Raw genomic sequence first — 18,644 nt, 5'->3', positions numbered from 1 at the left:
AGTCACCTCATTTTACACTGTACAGTCGTCCGAACGTCTTTGCGTATTCTTCAAATTCAAGAAGCGCATCAGCTCTTGTTCCGGGATTCACAAGCTTTGTTTTAAGCTCTTCAACTTTTTTGACAAGCGCGCTGCCGACAACGACACCGTCAGATATTTCATTCATCCTGTCAACCTGTTTGCGGTTTGAAATGCCAAAACCGACCGCCACCGGAACAGAGCTGAATTCTTTCACCTTACGAATGAAAGAGTATACAGACGGATCGAATTCGCTGCGTACGCCCGTCACTCCTAAAGAGGATACACAATACACAAAGCCGCAGGCCTGTTCAGTAATTATTTTCAAACGGTCTTCACTTGTCGGCGCAACCAATGAGATATAAGCGATGTTCTCCTTTTTGCATGTCATTTGCAAAAGGGCGCTTTCCTCTAATGGAAGGTCGGGTACAAGCAGACCGTCTATGTCGTTTTCCCGCAGTAAAGCGAAAAAGTATTCTTTTTCTAATTGTAACACAGGATTATAATACGTAAAGAGGATAATTGGAATATGAACGCCGTTTTTTTTCATTTTGCCGCCAAGTTCAATTGCTTTTACGATATTCATTCCGTTTTCCAGAGCCCGTTTTGAAGCCCGTTGTATGACGGGTCCGTCCGCGAGCGGATCTGTGTAAGGAACGCCGATTTCAAGGGCAGAAGCGCCTGCATTCTGCAATGATATTGCCAGCTCAACAGAAATGTCAGGAAGCGGATCGCCAGCTGTAATAAAAGGGATAAATAATTTTTCAGAATCTCGCAGATTAAACATGTGTCTCCACCCCGTTTTCCAAAACATTCATCAGCGTATGAACGTCTTTATCTCCTCTTCCCGATAAACTGACGAGAATGATTTTGTCTTTATCCATGTCTTTTGCCATTTCAAACGCTTTTGCCAGGGCGTGGGCAGATTCAATAGCCGGAAGAATACCCTCTGTTTCAGAAAGCAGACGTAACGCGGCAATCGCTTCATCGTCTGTCACGCTTTCGTACGTTACACGGCCGCTTTTATGCAGATAGGCGTGCTCAGGGCCGATCCCCGGGTAATCAAGGCCTGCTGAAATGGAATACGGTTCGATAATCTGCCCGTATTCATCTTGTATTAAATAGGTCATTGAACCGTGAATCACCCCGAGCGTCCCTTTTGCGATCGTTGCCGCATGCAGCGGCGTATCAATTCCTTTTCCGGCCGCCTCGGCGCCGATCAGCTCAGTATCTTCGTCTAAAAAGGCCTGAAAAATGCCCATCGCATTGCTTCCGCCGCCGACACATGCAACAACCTTATCCGGGAGCGTTCCTTCAACCCGGCGGAGCTGTTCTTTCGCTTCCTCGCCGATGATTTTCTGGAATTCGCGAACGATATACGGATACGGGTGCGGCCCCACTACAGAACCGATAAGGTAGAAATGATCTTCACAATGCTGGACCCAATACCTGATTGCCTCATTCGTCGCATCTTTCAGCGTGCCGTTGCCGCTTGTGACCGGCACCACTTCCGCGCCGAGCAGTTTCATCCGGAATACGTTCAGCGACTGGCGCGCAACGTCTTCTTCACCCATAAAAACCGTACACTTAAAACCGAATTTTGCGGCGGCTGTCGCGGCAGCCACACCGTGCTGTCCCGCACCGGTTTCGGCGATGATTTTCGTTTTGCCCATCTTTTTGGCAAGCAGAATCTGGCCTAGCGCGTTGTTAATTTTATGAGAGCCGGTATGGTTTAAATCTTCTCTTTTCAGATAGATTTTCGCCCCTCCCAAATACTCCGACACCCTGTCTGCGAACGTTAATGCGGTCGGTCTTCCGGAGTAATCAAACAATAGTTTTTTATATTCGGCATGAAAAACGGGATCATTCCTTAATTCTGTGAAAGCCGTTTCGATTTCCTCAAGGGGCCGCATCAATGTTTCAGGGACAAATTTGCCGCCGAATTCGCCGTATCTTCCGATTTCATTTGGATATGGATACATAGTGGTTCATCCTTTCTTCTAAAATCCGGATCAGTGTTTGATCCTTTTGTCCGTTTTTTTCAATTCCGCTGGCAAGATCTATACCGCACGGACGCGATCTCAGTAAGCCGGTAATCGTTTCAGGATTAACGCCGCCCGCGATAAAACAGCGCTTGTTTGCATTTTGAGCCTGCTTTCGGTACAAGGGGACACGGGCCCATGAAAACGCGATTCCCGTGCCGCCTCTCATTCCTTTTACTGAAGAATCAATGACATAGCCGTCGACAGCAGGTGCAAATTGAGCCATCTGGCGGAGCGTCCCTTCCCCGTGATGGAGCGCTTTCCATATCTCCGAGCGCACAAGCGGGCGGAGGCGGAGGGCATCCTCAGGCGATTCATCACCGTGAAGCTGGATGACGTCAAGTGCCAGATCAGAGGCGATTTGCGCGATGTTTTCTATCGTTTCATTTACAAATACTCCGACATGTTTCTTGTCTGTCCGGACCTGCTCTTTCCATTTCCGGACCTCATCCGGCGTTACTCTCCGTTTGCTTGCGGCAAAAATAAATCCCAGATAATCCGCTTCTGAAGCTGCCGCAAGTTCATAATCACGCTTCGATCGTATTCCGCAGTACTTTAACTCAGGCTTTTTCATATCGTCACTCCCCGAACAGTCCGCGGATCGCCTTTTGCTGCGAATCCTCTCTCATTAAGGATTCTCCGACCAATACAGCCTGCGCCCCGTGCTTGTTGACAAATTGCAGGTCAGCCAAAGAACCGATGCCGCTTTCGCTGACCAGCAGGCAGCCGTCCGGTACAAGCTGCGCTATTTTTTCCGTTTGCGAAACAGAAGTACGGAACGTTTTTAAGTCCCGGTTGTTTATGCCGAGAATGTCCGGCTGAAACACTTGTAAAATCCGTTCAAGCACAGTTTCATCATGGATTTCAACGAGAACGTCCATGCCCTTCTCGCGGGCCTCTAGATAAAGCTCATGAAGCTCTGAAGGTTCCAGCGCTTCCCCGATCAGCAAAATGGCATCGGCGCCGATCCTGAACGATTCCTCCACCTGAAGGGAATCAATAATAAAATCTTTTCTCAGCACGGGAAGAGACACGGTTTGTTTAACATCTGTCAGAAATTGATTTCTCCCCTGAAAAAAACGGGTATCCGTGAGAACTGAAAGGGCGTCGGCTTTAGCCGCTTCATAATCCGCCGCAATCGTTTCCGGAACAAAATGCTCTTTAATCAATCCTTTAGACGGCGAAGCTTTTTTCACTTCGGCAATCAGCCCGATAAAACGGTTCGGGTTCAGGAGCGCTTTTTTAAAGGATCTCCGTTCAATTTGATAGGTTTCCGGCAGCACGATGGATTTAATTTCTTCTTTTTTCTGCTCAATGATTTGATCAAGCATACATTTCTTCCTCTTTCTGTTTCAGACGTTCGAGCTGCCTTTTGGCATCTCCGTTTTGAATCGCTTCTAAGGCGGTTTTCATTCCTTCTTTCAGATCGTTTGCAAGACCTGCCGTATAAATGGCCGCGCCCGCATTTAAGGCGGTAATATGCAGAGCGGATGACGGAGCTTTATTTGCAAAAATATTCTGAATGAGGAGCGCGCTTTCTTCCGATGAACTCACTTGAATATCCTTCAATGAACCTTCTGCAAAACCGAATTGTTCAGGTGAAACGGAATATTCCAGACGTTCACCGTTTTTCAGTTCAATGATATCGGTCGGTGCTGAGATGGACAATTCATCTAATCCGTCACGGGCAGAGACAAGCATGACGTGTCTGACATCAAATTGTTCCAAAGCGCTTGCCATCAGGCGCGCTTTATCAAATGAATAGACGCCGATCACCTGCCGCTTCACCTGCAGCGGGTTGCTGAGCGGGCCCAGCAGATTAAATACGGTTCGGAAGCCAAGCTCTTTTCTTGCGGCGGCGACGTGCTTCATTGACGAATGAAACAGCGGCGCAAACAAAAACCCCATTTGTTTCATTTCAATGCTGCGTTTAACGCTTTCTGGAGTGGCTTGAATGGAAACCCCCAGCTTTTCCAGCACATCCGCGCTGCCGCTTTTAGACGAAACGGAGCGATTTCCGTGCTTGGCAACTTTAGCTCCGGCGGCAGAAGCTGTAATCGCCGCTGCCGTGGATATGTTAAACGTAGAAATCCCGTCTCCGCCTGTTCCGCACGTATCAACGACATCCGCCAAGCCACCTGATGTCTGTGCCCGCGCCCGCATCACTTTTACAAATCCGGCAAGCTCCTCCGCCGTTTCACCCCGGTGGGCTAATACCGATAAAATCCCGCCTATCTCAGACTGCGACATGTCCCCGTTCATCATCATCTCCATCAGCTTTTCGGCTTCTCCAATTTTCAGCGTACGGCCATTAACGCACGATTGCAGAAATTTGTTCATCCGTCTTCTCCTCCCCGCCAGAAAAGATGTCTTCTGCGATTTGAATCGTTTTTAAAAGCGCCCCCGCTTTGTTACAGCTTTCTTCATATTCGGCTTCCGGGACGGAATCGGCGACTATTCCCGCGCCCGCCTGCACCGACGCCGTACCGTTTTTGACACTCATGGTGCGGATGGTAATACACGAATCAATTGACCCGTCAAATCCGATATAAGCGATACATCCGCCGTAGGTTTCTCTGGAAGTCGGTTCTAATTCATTTAAAAGCTGCATCGCGCGGATTTTCGGAGCGCCCGTGAGTGTTCCTGCCGGGAATGCTGACATCAGCGCGTCAACGGGATGGACGCCCTGTTTTAAACGGCCGGTTACAACAGAGATGATGTGCATCACATGTGAAAAAGAAACGACCTTTGTGAATTCCGGAACGGCTACGGAACCGTACTCCGCAACTCTGCCGATGTCATTGCGCGCAAGATCGACGAGCATGTAATGTTCAGCTTTTTCTTTTTCGTCATTCATCAGCTCTTTTTTCAGGCGTTCATCTTCTTTTTTTCCGGCGCCCCTTCTTCTCGTTCCGGCAATCGGATGAATTTCCAGGTGCCTGTCATGCACGCGGATCAGACGTTCAGGCGAACTCCCGACAATGTCTCTGTCAGGCAGTTTGATATAGTACATATAGGGTGAAGGATTGATGATGCGGAGCACCCTGTACAGCTCAAATGAATGTCTGGATACCGGAATGTCAAACTTTTGCGAAAGCACCCCTTGAAAAATGTCTCCCGCTTTTATATATTCTTTCAGTTTATTAACGCCGGCCATAAACTCTTCTTTCGTATAATTGGATGTCACATCGGCAAAACTTGGCGTGTCAAACGTTTCTTTAGAAAAAAACGGCTCTTTCATATCTTTCGATTCTGTCAAAATACCGATAAGCTTACGAAGCTCCGCGCAATTTTCTTTAAAAACGGCCCGCTTTTCTTCCTCCGTCTCCCGGCCGTTAAGCTCCGCATATTGAATGAAATGCACTTGTTTCGTTTCGTGGTCGTACGCGATGATTTTCCGGCAGACAAACAGCATGCATTTTTCGAAATCTGTTTCTTTCGCGTGGCTTGGCACGGAAGGCTCAATCAAAGGAATCATGTCATAGCTCAGATAACCGACCGCCCCTCCCGAAAATGGGATATCAAGCTCGGGTGTTTTAATGCGGAAGCTCTCATTCATCCAGTCAAGCACGGCTTTTAATTCTCCGCCTTCAAACAGCGTATGCCCGTTTGGATCAGCGGCAGTGAATGTGTTATGACTTTCTTTAATGGTGATAAAAGGATCGAGGCCGATAAAAGAGTATCTCGACCAGCTTGACGACTCATCCTTGCTTTCTAAAAGATACGTAATGTTTCTGTCCAGTTTTTCAACCATCTGAATGGGTGTGATCGTGTCGACCGTAAAAGTCTCTGCGATTGGAATGGTGCGGTGTGTCAGACTGTCCTTTAAAAATAAAGAAACATCCGATTGTAAATTCATGATTCTCCTCCTTACGGTAAGGAGAATGAGATGAAGAGTGAGAGGAGTCTTGCGTATAAGAAATAAACCCAAAAGAAAGGATTCTTTTGGGCAGAATAAAAACGTGTTTATCTCAGCTCAGCTAAACTCATTCTCTGCTACCCTATTCTAAACTCAACTGTTCAATATCTTACTTACCAGCTCTATACACACTCTTGTGTATTTCTAAGCTTTGTTTATCGTATTACATGTCAGTATTTTTTGTCAATGATAAATCCGGCCTTAACACAACGGCTTTTTCTAAATAGACATGCTTGATTTCATCCTGAGGCGCATCCGTCTGAACCGTCATCAGGACACGGATACACTTTTGCAGAGCGCCGGTGACATCCATTTCCTGCATGCACGTCACCGGGACGTACTGCCACCCGGAAAGGCGGCGGACCGCTTTTGCCGGAAATACGGAATGGATATCAGGCGTGGCGGATAACAGGATCTGTACAACGTCTTCCGGCTTGCATCCATTTTGTTCAATGATTTTTTCAAGCAGCTGCTGTGTTTTTTCTAAAATTTCTTGTTCGGTGTCTTGTTCCACCGTTGTTGCTCCGCGAATGCCGCGTATCATCATGCTGTTTCCTCCATTCGCCATTTGTTCAGCAAATTTTCGAGCTCATCTTTTGAAAGCATGCAGTCCCGCGCTTCGCCTAATTCCTTTAACACGATGAACTGTGTCATGCCTCCGCGCGTTTTTTTATCATTCATCATCCGGGCGGAGAGAACCGGCGTTTCAATATCTTGTCTGATGCTTCCCGGGTAGCCGAGCCCAATCAGCCATTGCGTGAGTTCTTTTCTGTTCATCTTGCATCCAGCAACCTGTTCACTCACGTAAAGGGCAAACTGCATGCCGAGGGCGACCGCATCTCCATGTGTAATCCGGCCGTAGCCGTATTCCGCCTCAACGGCATGGCCGAGCGTATGGCCGAAATTCAGAAAAGCTCTTATCCCCTCTTCCTTTTCGTCCTCACGCACGACGGCCGATTTGATTGAAATTCCTTTATAAATCATTTCATTCAACTCAGCGCTTGTCAGTCCTTGCAACGTGTCAAACGTGAGAAGTTTTTCTAAAAAAGCATGATCGGCGATAAACGCATGTTTAATCACTTCAGCCATACCCGATCTCAGCTCTTGTTCCGGCAGGGTTTTCAGTAGCTCCGTATCGTAAATCACCGCTTTCGGCTGATAAAACGCGCCGATTAAGTTCTTTCCGAGTTTATGGTTGACGGCCACCTTGCCGCCGACCGCGCTGTCATGGGCAAGCAGTGTCGTCGGCATTTGAATGAAATCAATTCCGCGCATAAAAGTTGCTGCGCAAAAGCCGGCCAAATCACCCGTCACGCCGCCTCCGAAGGCGATCATACATGAGGAGCGGTCCATATTGAAAGCGATCGCTTCCGTTTGAATCCGTTCATACTCTTTCAGAGACTTCGCTTCTTCTCCGCTTGGAACGATCACTTTTTTCACGGGCCATGTTTCGTTTAAAAGCCGGAACATCTCATCACCGTATAGCCGGTCAACTTCAGCATCGATGACGAGAAGGATCTTTGTCAGCGGCCTGTTCAGTGAAGACAAAAGGGCAGCGGCCTGTTTCCTTATGCCTTCACCGATATACACGGGATATGCGGAGGAAGCTGTCCGAACCTCAAGCTCTTTCATCAGAATTCCCTCGATAGTTTTTTCATGTTTTCAACATTTTCTTTAATGCGGTCGATCTGGTCAAGCCCGAATTGTTCGACGACGGCATTTGCGATTTCCCAGGCCACTGCTGCTTCAGCCACTACACTTGCTGCCGGAACCGCGCAGCTGTCTGAACGTTCAATGCTCGCTGTAAACGGTTCTTTCGTTTCAATGTCGACGCTTTTCAGCGGCTTGTACAAAGTAGGGATCGGTTTCATAACGCCGCGGACGACAATCGGCATTCCCGTCGTCATACCGCCTTCTAATCCTCCGAGCCTGTTTGTGGCGCGTGTATAGCCTTTCTCTTCATCCCATACGATTTCATCATGAACTTCACTGCCGTTTTTACCGGCCGCTTCAAAACCGATGCCGAACTCTACGCCTTTAAACGCGTTAATCGACAGAACGGCAGCAGCAAGCTTGCTGTCCAGCTTACGGTCATAGTGGACATAGCTTCCGACACCGACCGGCATACCTTCGACGATCACTTCAACGATTCCGCCGATCGAGTCGCCGTTTGCCTTCGCTTCATCAATGGCTGCCATCATTTGACGGCCTGCTTCTTCATCGTAGCATCTGACCGGTGATTCTTCCGTTACCCGTTTGAGATCCTCAATGGATGTGTAATCGGTTTTCTCTGCTTTTACGCTGCCAATTTGCAGGACATGCCCGGCGACTTTAATGCCAAGCTCCGCTAAAATCTTTTTAGCGACGGCTCCGGCAGCCACGCGAACCGTTGTCTCACGCGCGGAAGATCGTTCTAACACATTTCTCATATCACGGTGATTATACTTAATAGCACCGTTCAAATCTGCGTGTCCCGGTCTCGGTCTTGAAATCTGGCGTTTCATTTCACTTTCTTCTTCTTCTGTAATCGGTGCGGCGCCCATAATTTTTGTCCAGTGGGTCCAATCTTTATTCTCTACAACGAGCGCGATGGGTGAACCGAGTGTCCGGCCATGCCGCACGCCGCTCGTGATCTTCGCTCTGTCCGTTTCAATCTGCATGCGGCGTCCGCGGCCGTGCCCTTTTTGACGTCTGGCAAGCTCAAAATTAATGTCTTCTTCAGTTATATAAAGCCCCGCAGGCACACCTTCTATAATTGTCGTCAGCTGCGGACCGTGTGATTCTCCGGCTGTTAAGTATCTCATTTCTTTTTTCTCCCTTCATCGCATTAACGCTTTTAAGTAAAACTATAACACAAGTTTTCATTAAATGTCTTCTATCTTTTTTGATAAAAAAATGTATCAGTGCTCTCAAGGCCGAATTTTTCCGGGCTGAAAATTTGTTCTGTACTGCCGACAAACAGAATTCCGTTCTTTTTCAGACTGCCCGCCATTTTCACATACAGCTCTTCTTTTGCTTTTTCAGTAAAATAAATAAAGACGTTGCGGCAGACGATCAGGTCAAAATCCTGTTCATAGCTGTCGGCAAGCAGGTTGTGCCGCTTAAACCGGATGTTTTTCTGAATCTCTTGTTTTACTTGATAGCTGTTGTCAGCCTGCTTGGTGAAATAACGGCTTTTCACGGAAGCCGGCACCTCTTGCAGCGAGCGTTCCTGATAGATGCCCCGCTTGGCTTTGCTTAGCGCCTTTTCATCAATATCTGTCGCCAATATATCAAATCCGGCCAGTCCCGTCTGCTGATTGAGAATCATAGCCAAAGTATAGGGTTCCTCTCCCGTTGAACAGGCCGCACTCCATATTTTTAACGGTTTGTTATGCTTTATTAACGGAAGAATTGAGGTTTCAAGAACTTCCCACCGTTTATAATTTCGGTAAAATTCAGAAACATTGATCGTCATTCTGTCCAATGTTTCGTTTAATAAAAGCTTGTCCTTTTCCAAAGCGGCGGCAAATTCCTGAAAATCTCTGAACCCCTTCTTTTCATAAAGGGACGTAAGCCGCCTTTTCATCTGTGCTTCTTTGTATAAAGATAAATCAACACCGGTTATTTGTTTCCACTTGGTGATAAAAATGTCGTAAGGCTCCATTGCTTCTCTCCCAATCTCGCTGTCTTTTGTCCTAGTATAGCCTGTTTTCTGTCGAAATTGTACGATTTCAATAAAAAAATCAGCCCGCGGGCTGATTTGTGAGAAACGAAAAGACAGGGCGGCGCAGCCTCTGTCTTTCATAAATGATGTAAACCTTTTCATAATACGAGAAAAAGAAAGGCTGACGGCTTAGTACACCCAGTCGGCCATTAATTTTTGATACGGTACAAGCTCTTCCTGTTTAAAGAAAATGTGAATTTCCCGCTCAGCGCTTTCTAAGGAGTCTGAACCGTGAATGATATTTTTGCCGACAAACATGCCGTAGTCACCGCGGATCGTGCCCGGCAGTGCATCTTTCGGGTTCGTTTTTCCGATCAGCTGTCTTGTGATCTCTACTACATTTTCCCCTTCCCATACCATTGCAAATACGGGTCCTGATGTAATGAATTCCACAAGCTCGCCGAAAAACGGCTTCCCTTTATGTTCAGCATAATGGTTTTCAGCCATCTGTTCTGAAACTTGCATTAGCTTGGCTCCTGCCAATTGTAAGCCCTTACGCTCAAATCTGGATAAAATCTCTCCGATCAGCTGGCGCTGTACGCCGTCCGGTTTTACCATGATAAAAGTTTTTTCCATAAGATTCTCCACCCCATCATTATGTATAGGCTTTCAAGTTGCACACCGAAATCGTAACATCTTTCTGACAATTAATCAATCCAGGGCGGAGAATGTTCACATCTTGTTCGTAAAAGGAATTTAAAATTTCCGTTTGCCGATATATTTGGCGATGGCGGCCAATGATGAGCGCGCACGTCCTCTCGGCAGTGTATTCAGTTTTTCAAACGCTTTTTTTAAGTACCTGTCACTGACGGCCATTGATTTTTCAATCGCGTCTGTGCGTTTAATATTTTCAATAATGGGGGCGAGCTGCTCCTGTGTTGTTTCACTGTTAATTAATTTCAGCTGATTTTTCAATTCAGGCTGACGGAGCGCGTACAAAACGGGCAGAGTGACATTTCCTTGCAGCAGATCCCCTCCGACCGGTTTTCCCAGTTCCTCTTCCGTTGAAGTGAAATCAAGAATGTCGTCAATAATCTGATAGGACATGCCCACGTAATAACCGAACCAATATAATGCTTTGTGAATCTTCTCATCAGCTCCCGAAGCGATGGCGCCGAGCTGGCAGCTGACGGCAATGAGAAGAGCCGTTTTCCGTTTGATGCGGCGCAAATAGGTTCTGAGGTTTTGCTCCATATTGTATTTATCTCTGATCTGTTCAATTTCTCCGAGGCATACTTCTACGATGGTTTTGGACAGGATCCGGTGGGCTTTCGGCTCATCCAATCTCGTCATCATCTCAAGTGAGCCCGCTAGCATATAATCACCGGTATACATGGCGATGCGGTTGTCCCACTTGGCTTTGATGGTCGGTTTTCCCCTCCGCAGCTCGGCGTCATCAATGACGTCGTCATGCACGAGGGACGCCATATGAATCATTTCCAGCGTCACCGCAACATATTTTATTTTATTAATGTCATAGTCGCCGAACATGCCGGAAAGCAATACGAAAACGGGGCGGATCCTCTTGCCTCCCGCCTGGAGCAGATGGAGCCCGGCTTCACTCAGCAAGGGATAGTCTGACCGCACCGTTTGCTCAAGCTCCCTTTCGATCACATCAATATCGTCATTTAAAAAAGAATAGGCCATTTTAAATTTCATATCATTCACCCAAACATCTGTATATTCATCATTTCCAACCGATATGCGTAGCGGCCACTCCGCCGGTAAACGAATGGTATTTGACATTCGTCAGGCCCGCTTCTTCAAACAGACGCGCAAGTTCTTTCATACCGGGAAATTCTCTTGCCGATTCTTGAAGCCAAGAATATTCTTTATAGCTCTTCGCAAACATTTTTCCGAAGAAAGGCATGATGTATTTAAAATAAAGAAAATATGCCTGTCTGAATCCGAACATTTCCGGCTGGGATGTTTCCAGACATACGACCTGCCCGCCCGGTTTGACGACCCGCCGCATTTCTTTCAGCACGGTCAGATAGTCGGGAACGTTTCGCAGCCCGAAGCCGATGGTGACAAAATCAAAAGAATCATCAGCGAAAGGAAGCTCCATCGCATTTCCGTGCAAAAGCTCAATTTGGCTGTAACCGCCCTCTTTCACTTTTTTCTCACCGATGCTCAGCATATTTTTGCTGAAATCCAGTCCTTTGATTTCGCCGCTTTTTCCGGCCGCTTCTGCGAGGGCAATCGTCCAGTCAGCCGTTCCGCAGCAGACATCAAGCGCTTTTGCGCCTTCTTTTACATTCATGATCTGCATCGTTTTATCGCGCCATTTTTTATGCTGCTGAAAACTGATAACAGAGTTCATTTGGTCATAATTTTTATAGATTTTTTCAAACACGCCGTGTACGCGCTGTTCTTTTGACTCCTGCATGTTGATTACCCTTCTTCCACTTTCTGATGATATGTTTTGTCCCGGCTGATCGCCGTAAGCCGGTTCAGCATTAGGTTTTGGATTGGTGAATTGAGCGGCAGCAGCGTTTCAATGCTTTGCTTTGCCTTTCGGAAGCTATCTTCCATTATGTCAGCCTTTGATTTCCCTGACTTTACAATATTGCCGATGACATCGAGAAATATAGCATTGCCGTTCATCAGCCGCTTATATACAAAAAAATCACTCGCCAGCTCTTTCCAGCGCGGAAGATTAAAGTGGTCTGACACTCTGTGAAACAGGGCCGCTTCCACAATCGCCATGCTTTCGATCAATTGATTCAAGTCATTGACAGACCGATCGTACAGACGGATTTTATGCTCATTGATTTCTTTAATTGCCGTAGCGAGCGTCCGTATCATATAAATATCCTTCATTTCAGATAAAAGCGAATAATACAGTCCGCTGAAATAGTCGCCGGCAAGCACGGTGAGCTGCCGGTTTTTATTTTCGTCTCGCTTTAACGCTCTGGCTGTTGTCACTTCATCGTGGGTATCAAGGGCGCTTTGGACAAGCATCGCAGTTACTATGTAATTTTCTCTGTCATTGTTCTTAATGTCCGCCTCTTCAAACAAAGCGTGAAAAAGAAGAAGCTTATCCTCATCGATTTTAGGCGCAGAAATATGTTTCGCTAAATAAGGATGAGACAGCTTTTGTTTTAATTTCGTATTTAGATTCGCTAAAGTTCCGTAGATGTCTTGCAAAAATATCACCCTTGTCCCCAAATTCACATTTATTCTAATATGTATGAGATTTACTCGTCATTATTATACGCAGGTATCATTATAGCATAAAAAAAAGAAATTGGCTGTATTCTCCCGCCGTTTGCGGGCATTTGGCAAAAGCGGGAAACAGCCGGCTTATTTTTTTTCGCTGTTCATTTCTCCGTAAGCGGTCTGGATGAGGGCGTTGCCTCTCACTTTGATGGCAGAGGTATGCTCAGTAAACTGAGCGATAATTACTTCGCCTTTGTCCAGTTTTTCGGAATGGTGAAATTTCGTATCCGTTCCTCTCGTTAAACCGATGACGTTCACGCCGTCCTCGACCGCTTTAATGACGACAAAATCACTTGAATGCTTTGAATTCATATCTGCACCCTCTATCATTATTAATCCGCACGTTTAATATGTTCTAACACTTCGGAACGCGCCGCTGCGTCATCTTTAAAAATACCTCTTACAGCGGAAGTCACTGTTTTTGCACCCGGCTTTCTTACGCCCCTCATCGTCATGCACATATGCTCAGCTTCGACGACAACCATGACGCCGTGGGGATCTAAGGTCTCTACGATGCTTTCTGCAATCGTTGAAGTGATGCGCTCCTGCAGCTGCGGGCGTTTTGAGACGGCTTCCACCGCCCGCGCCAATTTACTCAGGCCCGTCACTTTGCCGCCGCGCGGAATGTAGGCAATATGCGCTTTTCCGTAAAAAGGAACAAGGTGATGTTCACACATGGAATGAAACGCGATATCTTTTACAAGAACAAGCTCCTCATGGTCTTCTCCGAAAACGGTTTTAAAGTGTTCTTTCGGGTCTTCATTTAATCCCGAGAATACTTCCGCGTACATTTTTGCCACGCGTTTCGGCGTATCTAAAAGCCCTTCCCGGTCCGGGTCTTCTCCAATCGCCTCTAAAATCTGGCGAACCGCCTGTTCAATCTGTTCTTTATTAACTTCTTTCATTGTCTGTGTCCTCCACCATTGAATACATTTAATTTCGATTCTAGCACATTTGCCGCGCCAAAAGCAAAACGAAAGTCCTGCCCGGTGACCGAGGCTGCTTAAATATGAAAAGCCCCTTTATCAAGGGGCTTTTCTGTGAAGAAACAAAGTGTATGTATCAGATGCATACACGATCTATATTCACAATTATTTTCCTGCAACAGCGTCTTTAAGAGCTTTACCTGGTTTGAAAGCAGGTACCTTGCTTGCAGGGATTTCGATTTCTTCACCTGTTTGCGGGTTACGTCCTTTACGTGCAGAGCGCTCGCGCACCTCAAAGTTACCGAAACCGATCAGTTGGATTTTATCACCGTTTTTAAGTGCATCTAAAATCGTATCAAAAACAGAATCAACTGCTTTTGTAGCGTCTTTTTTAGACAATTCGCTTGCTTCAGCAACCGCATTGATTAGTTCTGTCTTGTTCATGCCTTTCACCTCCTCCCAAAAGGGTATCAAATCAGCAGTTTATTATCATTTCTTCACAGTTCAGCCTGATTCTAAACCTGTCTGATAAAAAATCAAAGCAGGGAAGAACAGACAAGTAAACGGCTTTTCATAAGAAAACAGACACTTTGAGGAATGTTTGTCCAACAAAGTGAAGATTTTCTGTATGTAGAGTAACACATATAAAAAGCCATATCAAGCATTTTAAAGCCTCAATCCCTTGCTCGTCAAGGTTTTCACGTGTTTTACCGAACAAATATTCCTTTTTTTGCTTTTTTCCTCCTAATCCTTGATTGATTTCCAGTATCTAAAAAGAATAAAAAAAGACCCCCCGTTTCAGGAAGAGGTCCTTCAGCTTACAAAATAATGGCGATCAGGCCGCCTGAGCCTTCGTTAATAATTCTCTCCAGCGTTTCTTTCAGTTTATATCTCGCATTTTCCGGCATGAGTGACAGTTTTGCGGAGATTCCTTCTCTTACGATAGAGCTCAATGATCTGCCGAAAATATCGGAGTTCCAGATAGAAAGCGGATCATCTTCAAAGTCCTGCATTAAGTAGCGGACAAGTTCTTCACTTTGTTTTTCCGTCCCGATGATCGGCGCGAATTCACTTTCCACATCCACTTTGATCATATGAATGGACGGAGCGACCGCTTTGAGCCTTACTCCGAACCTTGATCCCTGTCTGATGATTTCCGGTTCATCAAGGCTCATATCGGTTAAGGCCGGGGCGGCAATGCCGTAGCCGGTCTGTTTCACCATTTTCAGCGCATCTGATACCTGATCATATTCTTTTTTCGCGTGGGCGAAGTCCTGCATTAATTCAAGCAGGTGGTCTTTCCCGCGGATTTCAACGCCGACCACTTCTTTTAAAATCTGGTCATATAAATGATCCGGCGCATACAAATCAATTTCTGCGACACCCTGGCCAAGTTCGATTCCGGCCAGACCGGCGCTTTCAATAAACTCAAATTCACTGAAGTGGCCGACAACCCGGTCGACATCGCGCAGGCGTTTAATATCTTTTACGGTTTCTTTCACTGATTCCTGGTAGCTCTCTCTGAGCCAGTGATTTTCCTTCAGCACCATGACCCAGCTCGGAAGGTTGACATTGACTTCCAGCACAGGGAACTCGTAAAGCGCTTCTCTGAGGACGCTTAACACATCTGTTTCCCGCATGCTTTCAACACTCATGGCGAGGACGGGAATATCATATTTCGCGCTTAATTCAGCTCTGAGCGCTTCTGTTTCCGGGTGGTACGGTTTTACCGAGTTGATGACCATAATAAACGGTTTGCCGACTTCCTTCAGCTCGTCGATGACTCTTTCTTCCGCTTCCACGTAATCGCCCCGCGCAATATCGCCGATTGAGCCGTCTGTCGTAATGACGACCCCGATTGTGGAGTGTTCCTGGATGACTTTTCTCGTACCGATTTCCGCTGCCTCATGAAAGGGAATCGGTTCTTCGTACCAAGGTGTATTGATCATTCTCGGGCCGTTTTCATCCTCATATCCCTTCGCCCCGGGAACCGTATATCCCACACAATCCACAAGCCGGATGTTGACATCAAGTCCTTCCGCGACATGAACGGACATGGCTTGATTCGGGACAAATTTTGGTTCTGTGGTCATTATCGTTTTTCCTGCTGCGCTTTGCGGAAGCTCATCCTGCGCCCGCGCTCGATCGGCCTCATTGCTGATATTCGGGAGCACCACGAGCTCCATAAATTTTTTAATGAATGTAGATTTCCCTGTACGGACAGCGCCAACGACTCCTAAGTATATATCGCCCCCTGTTCGTTCAGCGATATCCTTGAAAATATCGACCTTTTCCAAGTGATCCCCTCCCGGACTTCCTATCCTTATCATTTTTCATTCACCATTCTCCAATCAAATACAGGACACTATATGTGTATGACGTTGTCCTATTTCAATATGACATCTTTAGAAAATTTTCAGGCAGTCTTTTCTATCAAAATCAAAAAAACCTTTCTCCCTATTTGTATGCGCGGGAAAAAGGTTCATTCCTGTTTCGTTTGACTTTCTAAAAAAACGGGTTCCTGTTTTTCATTTACGGTGTATGTGACTGAAAAGGCCGGGACGAAAGGAGTCTCTTTCCATAAAATATCCTGAATTTCCGCGCCCGGTTTGATTTTCTTTTTGTTTTCCTTCAGGCAGCGGGCTAGATCGACGCGATAGTCGGCATAGATTTCTCCGTCAGCGCCGATTAAAAGCGGCAGAGACGTGCCTGAAACCGGACTTTTGACTGAAGGAGAGTCTTTCATGCCGAGCTTTTTTTTATTTAAAGTGAACAGCCCTTTTGAAACGGCGTCCTCATAGGGAGGATATGTATGCTTTTCCTGATACATTTTGACACGCAGCTTCATGTCGCGGATTGCTTCCGCCATTTGGAGATCGACCAGCTTGACGGTCGGCTTATTTTCCACGTCGACAAGCACGTATTGGTACATTCCTCCGCTTTCATAAGCTGAGGCCGGCGGCTCCTCTATGTATCTGGGCGCGAGCCGCTTAAAATCTATCGGATATTTTTGATAGAGCGGTGTTTTCATATCTTTTGTCTGAATCGGCAGAAGTCCGCCGTTCGCCTTTTTAAATTCATCCACTGCCGCTTGCACCTGCTGAAGCTGATGTTTGTAAGATACTTTATTTTCAGTTTTTTCCGCTTCAGGGTACAGACAGCCGGACAGCAGAAGCACCGCCATTGCCGTTATGACGGCCATTTTAAACTTATGCATTCCGCGCCCCCTTTTTGCTTTATTCATTGACAGGCCCGCTGAAAACGACCATTAACACGATCAATCCCGAGATGACCATGCAGGCATAAGCGAGTGAAGAAACCGCTGCTTTTATCAGTTTGTTTTTCACTTTGTACCTGCTGACATAAATAGAGGCCACCGCAACAAACATTAATCCCATAGCACCAAGCGCAAACCACATTTTCATCAATGCCACACTCACGTTCGTGCCCCCCGTCCCATCATTGTAAGCGTTATATTTCATTTTAATATACAAATGTTGAAAAGATCAACAGGTTTTCCATCTATTGAAAAAACAAAAAAACTGAAGCAAAGAGGGGGACTTTGCTTCAGTCAAGTTGACTATATTCACCTGTACGTCTGAGATACACTCTCTTGGACTTCGATGCTATAGTATGCGTAGATGCGTACGTCTGCATCCTCTTCTGCCTAAATCAGCAAATGTTTTAAGCGATTTCAGCCGGAGAGTTCTGCGTTTTGGACTTTCGTCACTTCAGAATATGCTGACGGCATGTTATTGTCACTTCACCCGGTTTTCGAATGTGTTGACCAAGTCTTCCATCTCATGGGTTTTCACTCTGGCCATTAAGGATTCTACGGCCGTTTCTACCTTCTGCCCGTTAAATAATACTTGGTGAAGCGCCTCTGTGATCGGCATTTTCACTTGGTATTTTTGAGACAGCTGATACGCAGCTTTCGTCGTCCGCACGCCTTCAACAACCATCCCCATCTTATCCAGGACAGCTTCCAGCTTATATCCTTTGCCGAGCAGGTTGCCGGCGCGCCAGTTTCGGGAATGAACGCTTGTACACGTCACGATCAAATCGCCTACGCCGGTCAGGCCGGAAAAGGTGAGCGGATTTCCGCCCATCTTTGTGCCGAGTCTGGCGATTTCAGCAAGACCTCGGGTGATTAAGGCCGCTTTTGCATTATCTCCGTATCCCAATCCGTCTGTAATCCCCGCTGCAAGAGCGATGATATTCTTTAACGCTCCCCCTATTTCAACACCGATCATATCCGGATTGGTATAGACGCGGAAATGCTGGTTCATGAATAAATCCTGAACCGCTTCTGCAGCCTTGATATTTTTTGAAGATGATGTAACAGTCGTCGGGTGTCTTAATCCGACTTCCTCAGCGTGGCTCGGCCCTGAAAGCACGACGATGTCTTTTCTGTACTCCTCAGGCAGCTCCTCTTCCATTAATTCTGAAATACGGAGAAGCGAATCCGGCTCAATTCCCTTGCTGACATGAACAAAAATCGATTGTTTCGGGATGTACGGCAGAGCCTTTTTCAACACTTCCCGAATGGCTTTTGTCGGAACTGCCACAATGATGAAGTCCGCTCCTTTTAAAGCCTCGCTTAAATCAGCTGTACCGATGATAGAACTTGATAGCTCCACCCCCGGCAGGTAATCTTTGTTTTCATGCAGTTCGTTGATTTGATCGATCAATTCGGCACGGTGTGCCCACATCATAACTTGATGTCCGTTATCAGCCAGCACTAAAGAAAGTGCAGTGCCCCAGCTTCCCGCTCCAAGCATTGCCACTTTTTTCATCTCTGTATCACACCT

Annotated in this window: 21 protein-coding genes; all 21 read right to left on the bottom strand. The window is 46.5% G+C overall.

Annotated elements, in window-relative coordinates:
- Nucleotides 1–7: 7 nt before the first annotated feature.
- The gene (gene trpA, locus ACNFN4_RS04345) at nucleotides 8–805 is read right to left on the bottom strand and encodes a tryptophan synthase subunit alpha (RefSeq protein ID WP_017418034.1); all 798 of its coding nucleotides are present in this window, start codon (nucleotides 803–805) and stop codon (nucleotides 8–10) included.
- On the bottom strand, nucleotides 798–2,000 hold the full coding sequence (gene trpB / locus ACNFN4_RS04340; protein ID WP_101287830.1) for a tryptophan synthase subunit beta: 1,203 nt from the start codon (nucleotides 1,998–2,000) through the stop codon (nucleotides 798–800). The genes trpA and trpB overlap by 8 nt, the downstream gene beginning before the upstream one ends.
- The gene (locus tag ACNFN4_RS04335) at nucleotides 1,981–2,634 is read right to left on the bottom strand and encodes a phosphoribosylanthranilate isomerase (RefSeq protein ID WP_101287828.1); all 654 of its coding nucleotides are present in this window, start codon (nucleotides 2,632–2,634) and stop codon (nucleotides 1,981–1,983) included. The genes trpB and ACNFN4_RS04335 overlap by 20 nt, the downstream gene beginning before the upstream one ends.
- A 4-nt stretch (nucleotides 2,635–2,638) precedes the next feature.
- On the bottom strand, nucleotides 2,639–3,391 hold the full coding sequence (gene trpC, locus ACNFN4_RS04330; RefSeq protein WP_448200013.1) for an indole-3-glycerol phosphate synthase TrpC: 753 nt from the start codon (nucleotides 3,389–3,391) through the stop codon (nucleotides 2,639–2,641).
- Nucleotides 3,384–4,400 carry an anthranilate phosphoribosyltransferase gene (trpD, locus tag ACNFN4_RS04325; RefSeq protein ID WP_172870085.1) on the bottom strand — a complete coding sequence of 339 codons (1,017 nt, stop codon included), beginning with the start codon at nucleotides 4,398–4,400 and terminating at the stop codon, nucleotides 3,384–3,386. The genes trpC and trpD overlap by 8 nt, the downstream gene beginning before the upstream one ends.
- Nucleotides 4,372–5,919 (bottom strand): anthranilate synthase component I, encoded by a 1,548-nt coding sequence (gene trpE, locus ACNFN4_RS04320; protein WP_095272877.1) that lies wholly within the window; start codon nucleotides 5,917–5,919, stop codon nucleotides 4,372–4,374. Before trpE ends, trpD begins: the two co-directional genes overlap by 29 nt.
- 223 nt (nucleotides 5,920–6,142) lie before the next feature.
- Nucleotides 6,143–6,526: a chorismate mutase gene (gene aroH / locus ACNFN4_RS04315; RefSeq protein ID WP_061862332.1), complete on the bottom strand. Its 384-nt coding sequence runs from the start codon at nucleotides 6,524–6,526 to the stop codon at nucleotides 6,143–6,145.
- Nucleotides 6,523–7,611 (bottom strand): 3-dehydroquinate synthase, encoded by a 1,089-nt coding sequence (gene aroB, locus ACNFN4_RS04310; RefSeq protein WP_448200012.1) that lies wholly within the window; start codon nucleotides 7,609–7,611, stop codon nucleotides 6,523–6,525. The genes aroH and aroB overlap by 4 nt, the downstream gene beginning before the upstream one ends.
- A complete protein-coding gene (gene aroC, locus ACNFN4_RS04305) occupies nucleotides 7,611–8,783 on the bottom strand; it encodes a chorismate synthase (protein ID WP_029973644.1) in 1,173 nt (390 codons plus the stop codon). The genes aroB and aroC overlap by 1 nt, the downstream gene beginning before the upstream one ends.
- A 71-nt stretch (nucleotides 8,784–8,854) precedes the next feature.
- On the bottom strand, nucleotides 8,855–9,625 hold the full coding sequence (locus ACNFN4_RS04300) for a protein-glutamate O-methyltransferase (protein ID WP_032866312.1): 771 nt from the start codon (nucleotides 9,623–9,625) through the stop codon (nucleotides 8,855–8,857).
- Nucleotides 9,626–9,814: 189 nt separating this feature from the next.
- Nucleotides 9,815–10,261, bottom strand: coding sequence for a nucleoside-diphosphate kinase (gene ndk, locus ACNFN4_RS04295; RefSeq protein WP_007409456.1), 447 nt, complete (start codon nucleotides 10,259–10,261; stop codon nucleotides 9,815–9,817).
- 120 nt (nucleotides 10,262–10,381) lie between these two features.
- Complete coding sequence (gene hepT, locus ACNFN4_RS04290) at nucleotides 10,382–11,344, bottom strand: heptaprenyl diphosphate synthase component II (protein ID WP_003153454.1); 963 nt, start codon at nucleotides 11,342–11,344, stop codon at nucleotides 10,382–10,384.
- Nucleotides 11,345–11,372: 28 nt separating this feature from the next.
- Nucleotides 11,373–12,074, bottom strand: a complete 702-nt coding sequence (gene menG, locus ACNFN4_RS04285; protein WP_003153453.1) for a demethylmenaquinone methyltransferase — start codon at nucleotides 12,072–12,074, stop codon at nucleotides 11,373–11,375.
- 5 nt (nucleotides 12,075–12,079) lie between these two features.
- Nucleotides 12,080–12,835, bottom strand: a complete 756-nt coding sequence (hepS, locus tag ACNFN4_RS04280; protein WP_021494244.1) for a heptaprenyl diphosphate synthase component 1 — start codon at nucleotides 12,833–12,835, stop codon at nucleotides 12,080–12,082.
- 156 nt (nucleotides 12,836–12,991) lie between these two features.
- A complete protein-coding gene (gene mtrB / locus ACNFN4_RS04275; RefSeq protein WP_003153449.1) occupies nucleotides 12,992–13,219 on the bottom strand; it encodes a trp RNA-binding attenuation protein MtrB in 228 nt (75 codons plus the stop codon).
- A gap of 20 nt (nucleotides 13,220–13,239) precedes the next feature.
- Entirely contained in the window at nucleotides 13,240–13,812 is a 573-nt protein-coding gene (folE, locus tag ACNFN4_RS04270; protein ID WP_003153448.1) for a GTP cyclohydrolase I FolE, read from the bottom strand.
- Nucleotides 13,813–13,998: 186 nt separating this feature from the next.
- On the bottom strand, nucleotides 13,999–14,277 hold the full coding sequence (gene hbs, locus ACNFN4_RS04265; protein ID WP_003153447.1) for a non-specific DNA-binding protein Hbs: 279 nt from the start codon (nucleotides 14,275–14,277) through the stop codon (nucleotides 13,999–14,001).
- A gap of 374 nt (nucleotides 14,278–14,651) precedes the next feature.
- A complete protein-coding gene (gene spoIVA / locus ACNFN4_RS04260; RefSeq protein WP_003153438.1) occupies nucleotides 14,652–16,130 on the bottom strand; it encodes a stage IV sporulation protein A in 1,479 nt (492 codons plus the stop codon).
- Nucleotides 16,131–16,315: 185 nt separating this feature from the next.
- Nucleotides 16,316–17,050 (bottom strand): hypothetical protein, encoded by a 735-nt coding sequence (locus tag ACNFN4_RS04255; RefSeq protein ID WP_014418263.1) that lies wholly within the window; start codon nucleotides 17,048–17,050, stop codon nucleotides 16,316–16,318.
- 19 nt (nucleotides 17,051–17,069) lie between these two features.
- Nucleotides 17,070–17,273 (bottom strand): DUF2768 domain-containing protein, encoded by a 204-nt coding sequence (locus ACNFN4_RS04250; RefSeq protein WP_003153435.1) that lies wholly within the window; start codon nucleotides 17,271–17,273, stop codon nucleotides 17,070–17,072.
- 318 nt (nucleotides 17,274–17,591) lie between these two features.
- Nucleotides 17,592–18,629, bottom strand: coding sequence for an NAD(P)H-dependent glycerol-3-phosphate dehydrogenase (locus ACNFN4_RS04245; protein ID WP_103526782.1), 1,038 nt, complete (start codon nucleotides 18,627–18,629; stop codon nucleotides 17,592–17,594).
- Nucleotides 18,630–18,644: the final 15 nt, after the last annotated feature.

It is taken from the genome of Bacillus sp. N1(2025) (assembly GCF_053470005.1).
The sequence above is the reverse complement of the archived record's forward strand: the minus strand, read 5'-3'. Positions and strand labels throughout refer to the sequence as shown.

Coding starts and splice junctions, on each gene's coding strand:
- trpA (WP_017418034.1), bottom strand. CDS start 805: ATGTTTAATCTGCGAGATTCTGAAAAATTATTTATCCCTTTTATTACA.
- trpB (WP_101287830.1), bottom strand. CDS start 2,000: ATGTATCCATATCCAAATGAAATCGGAAGATACGGCGAATTCGGCGGC.
- ACNFN4_RS04335 (WP_101287828.1), bottom strand. CDS start 2,634: ATGAAAAAGCCTGAGTTAAAGTACTGCGGAATACGATCGAAGCGTGAT.
- trpC (WP_448200013.1), bottom strand. CDS start 3,391: ATGCTTGATCAAATCATTGAGCAGAAAAAAGAAGAAATTAAATCCATC.
- trpD (WP_172870085.1), bottom strand. CDS start 4,400: ATGAACAAATTTCTGCAATCGTGCGTTAATGGCCGTACGCTGAAAATT.
- trpE (WP_095272877.1), bottom strand. CDS start 5,919: ATGAATTTACAATCGGATGTTTCTTTATTTTTAAAGGACAGTCTGACA.
- aroH (WP_061862332.1), bottom strand. CDS start 6,526: ATGATGATACGCGGCATTCGCGGAGCAACAACGGTGGAACAAGACACC.
- aroB (WP_448200012.1), bottom strand. CDS start 7,611: ATGAAAGAGCTTGAGGTTCGGACAGCTTCCTCCGCATATCCCGTGTAT.
- aroC (WP_029973644.1), bottom strand. CDS start 8,783: ATGAGATACTTAACAGCCGGAGAATCACACGGTCCGCAGCTGACGACA.
- ACNFN4_RS04300 (WP_032866312.1), bottom strand. CDS start 9,625: ATGGAGCCTTACGACATTTTTATCACCAAGTGGAAACAAATAACCGGT.
- ndk (WP_007409456.1), bottom strand. CDS start 10,261: ATGGAAAAAACTTTTATCATGGTAAAACCGGACGGCGTACAGCGCCAG.
- hepT (WP_003153454.1), bottom strand. CDS start 11,344: ATGAAATTTAAAATGGCCTATTCTTTTTTAAATGACGATATTGATGTG.
- menG (WP_003153453.1), bottom strand. CDS start 12,074: ATGCAGGAGTCAAAAGAACAGCGCGTACACGGCGTGTTTGAAAAAATC.
- mtrB (WP_003153449.1), bottom strand. CDS start 13,219: ATGAATTCAAAGCATTCAAGTGATTTTGTCGTCATTAAAGCGGTCGAG.
- folE (WP_003153448.1), bottom strand. CDS start 13,812: ATGAAAGAAGTTAATAAAGAACAGATTGAACAGGCGGTTCGCCAGATT.
- hbs (WP_003153447.1), bottom strand. CDS start 14,277: ATGAACAAGACAGAACTAATCAATGCGGTTGCTGAAGCAAGCGAATTG.
- ACNFN4_RS04255 (WP_014418263.1), bottom strand. CDS start 17,050: ATGCATAAGTTTAAAATGGCCGTCATAACGGCAATGGCGGTGCTTCTG.
- ACNFN4_RS04245 (WP_103526782.1), bottom strand. CDS start 18,629: ATGAAAAAAGTGGCAATGCTTGGAGCGGGAAGCTGGGGCACTGCACTT.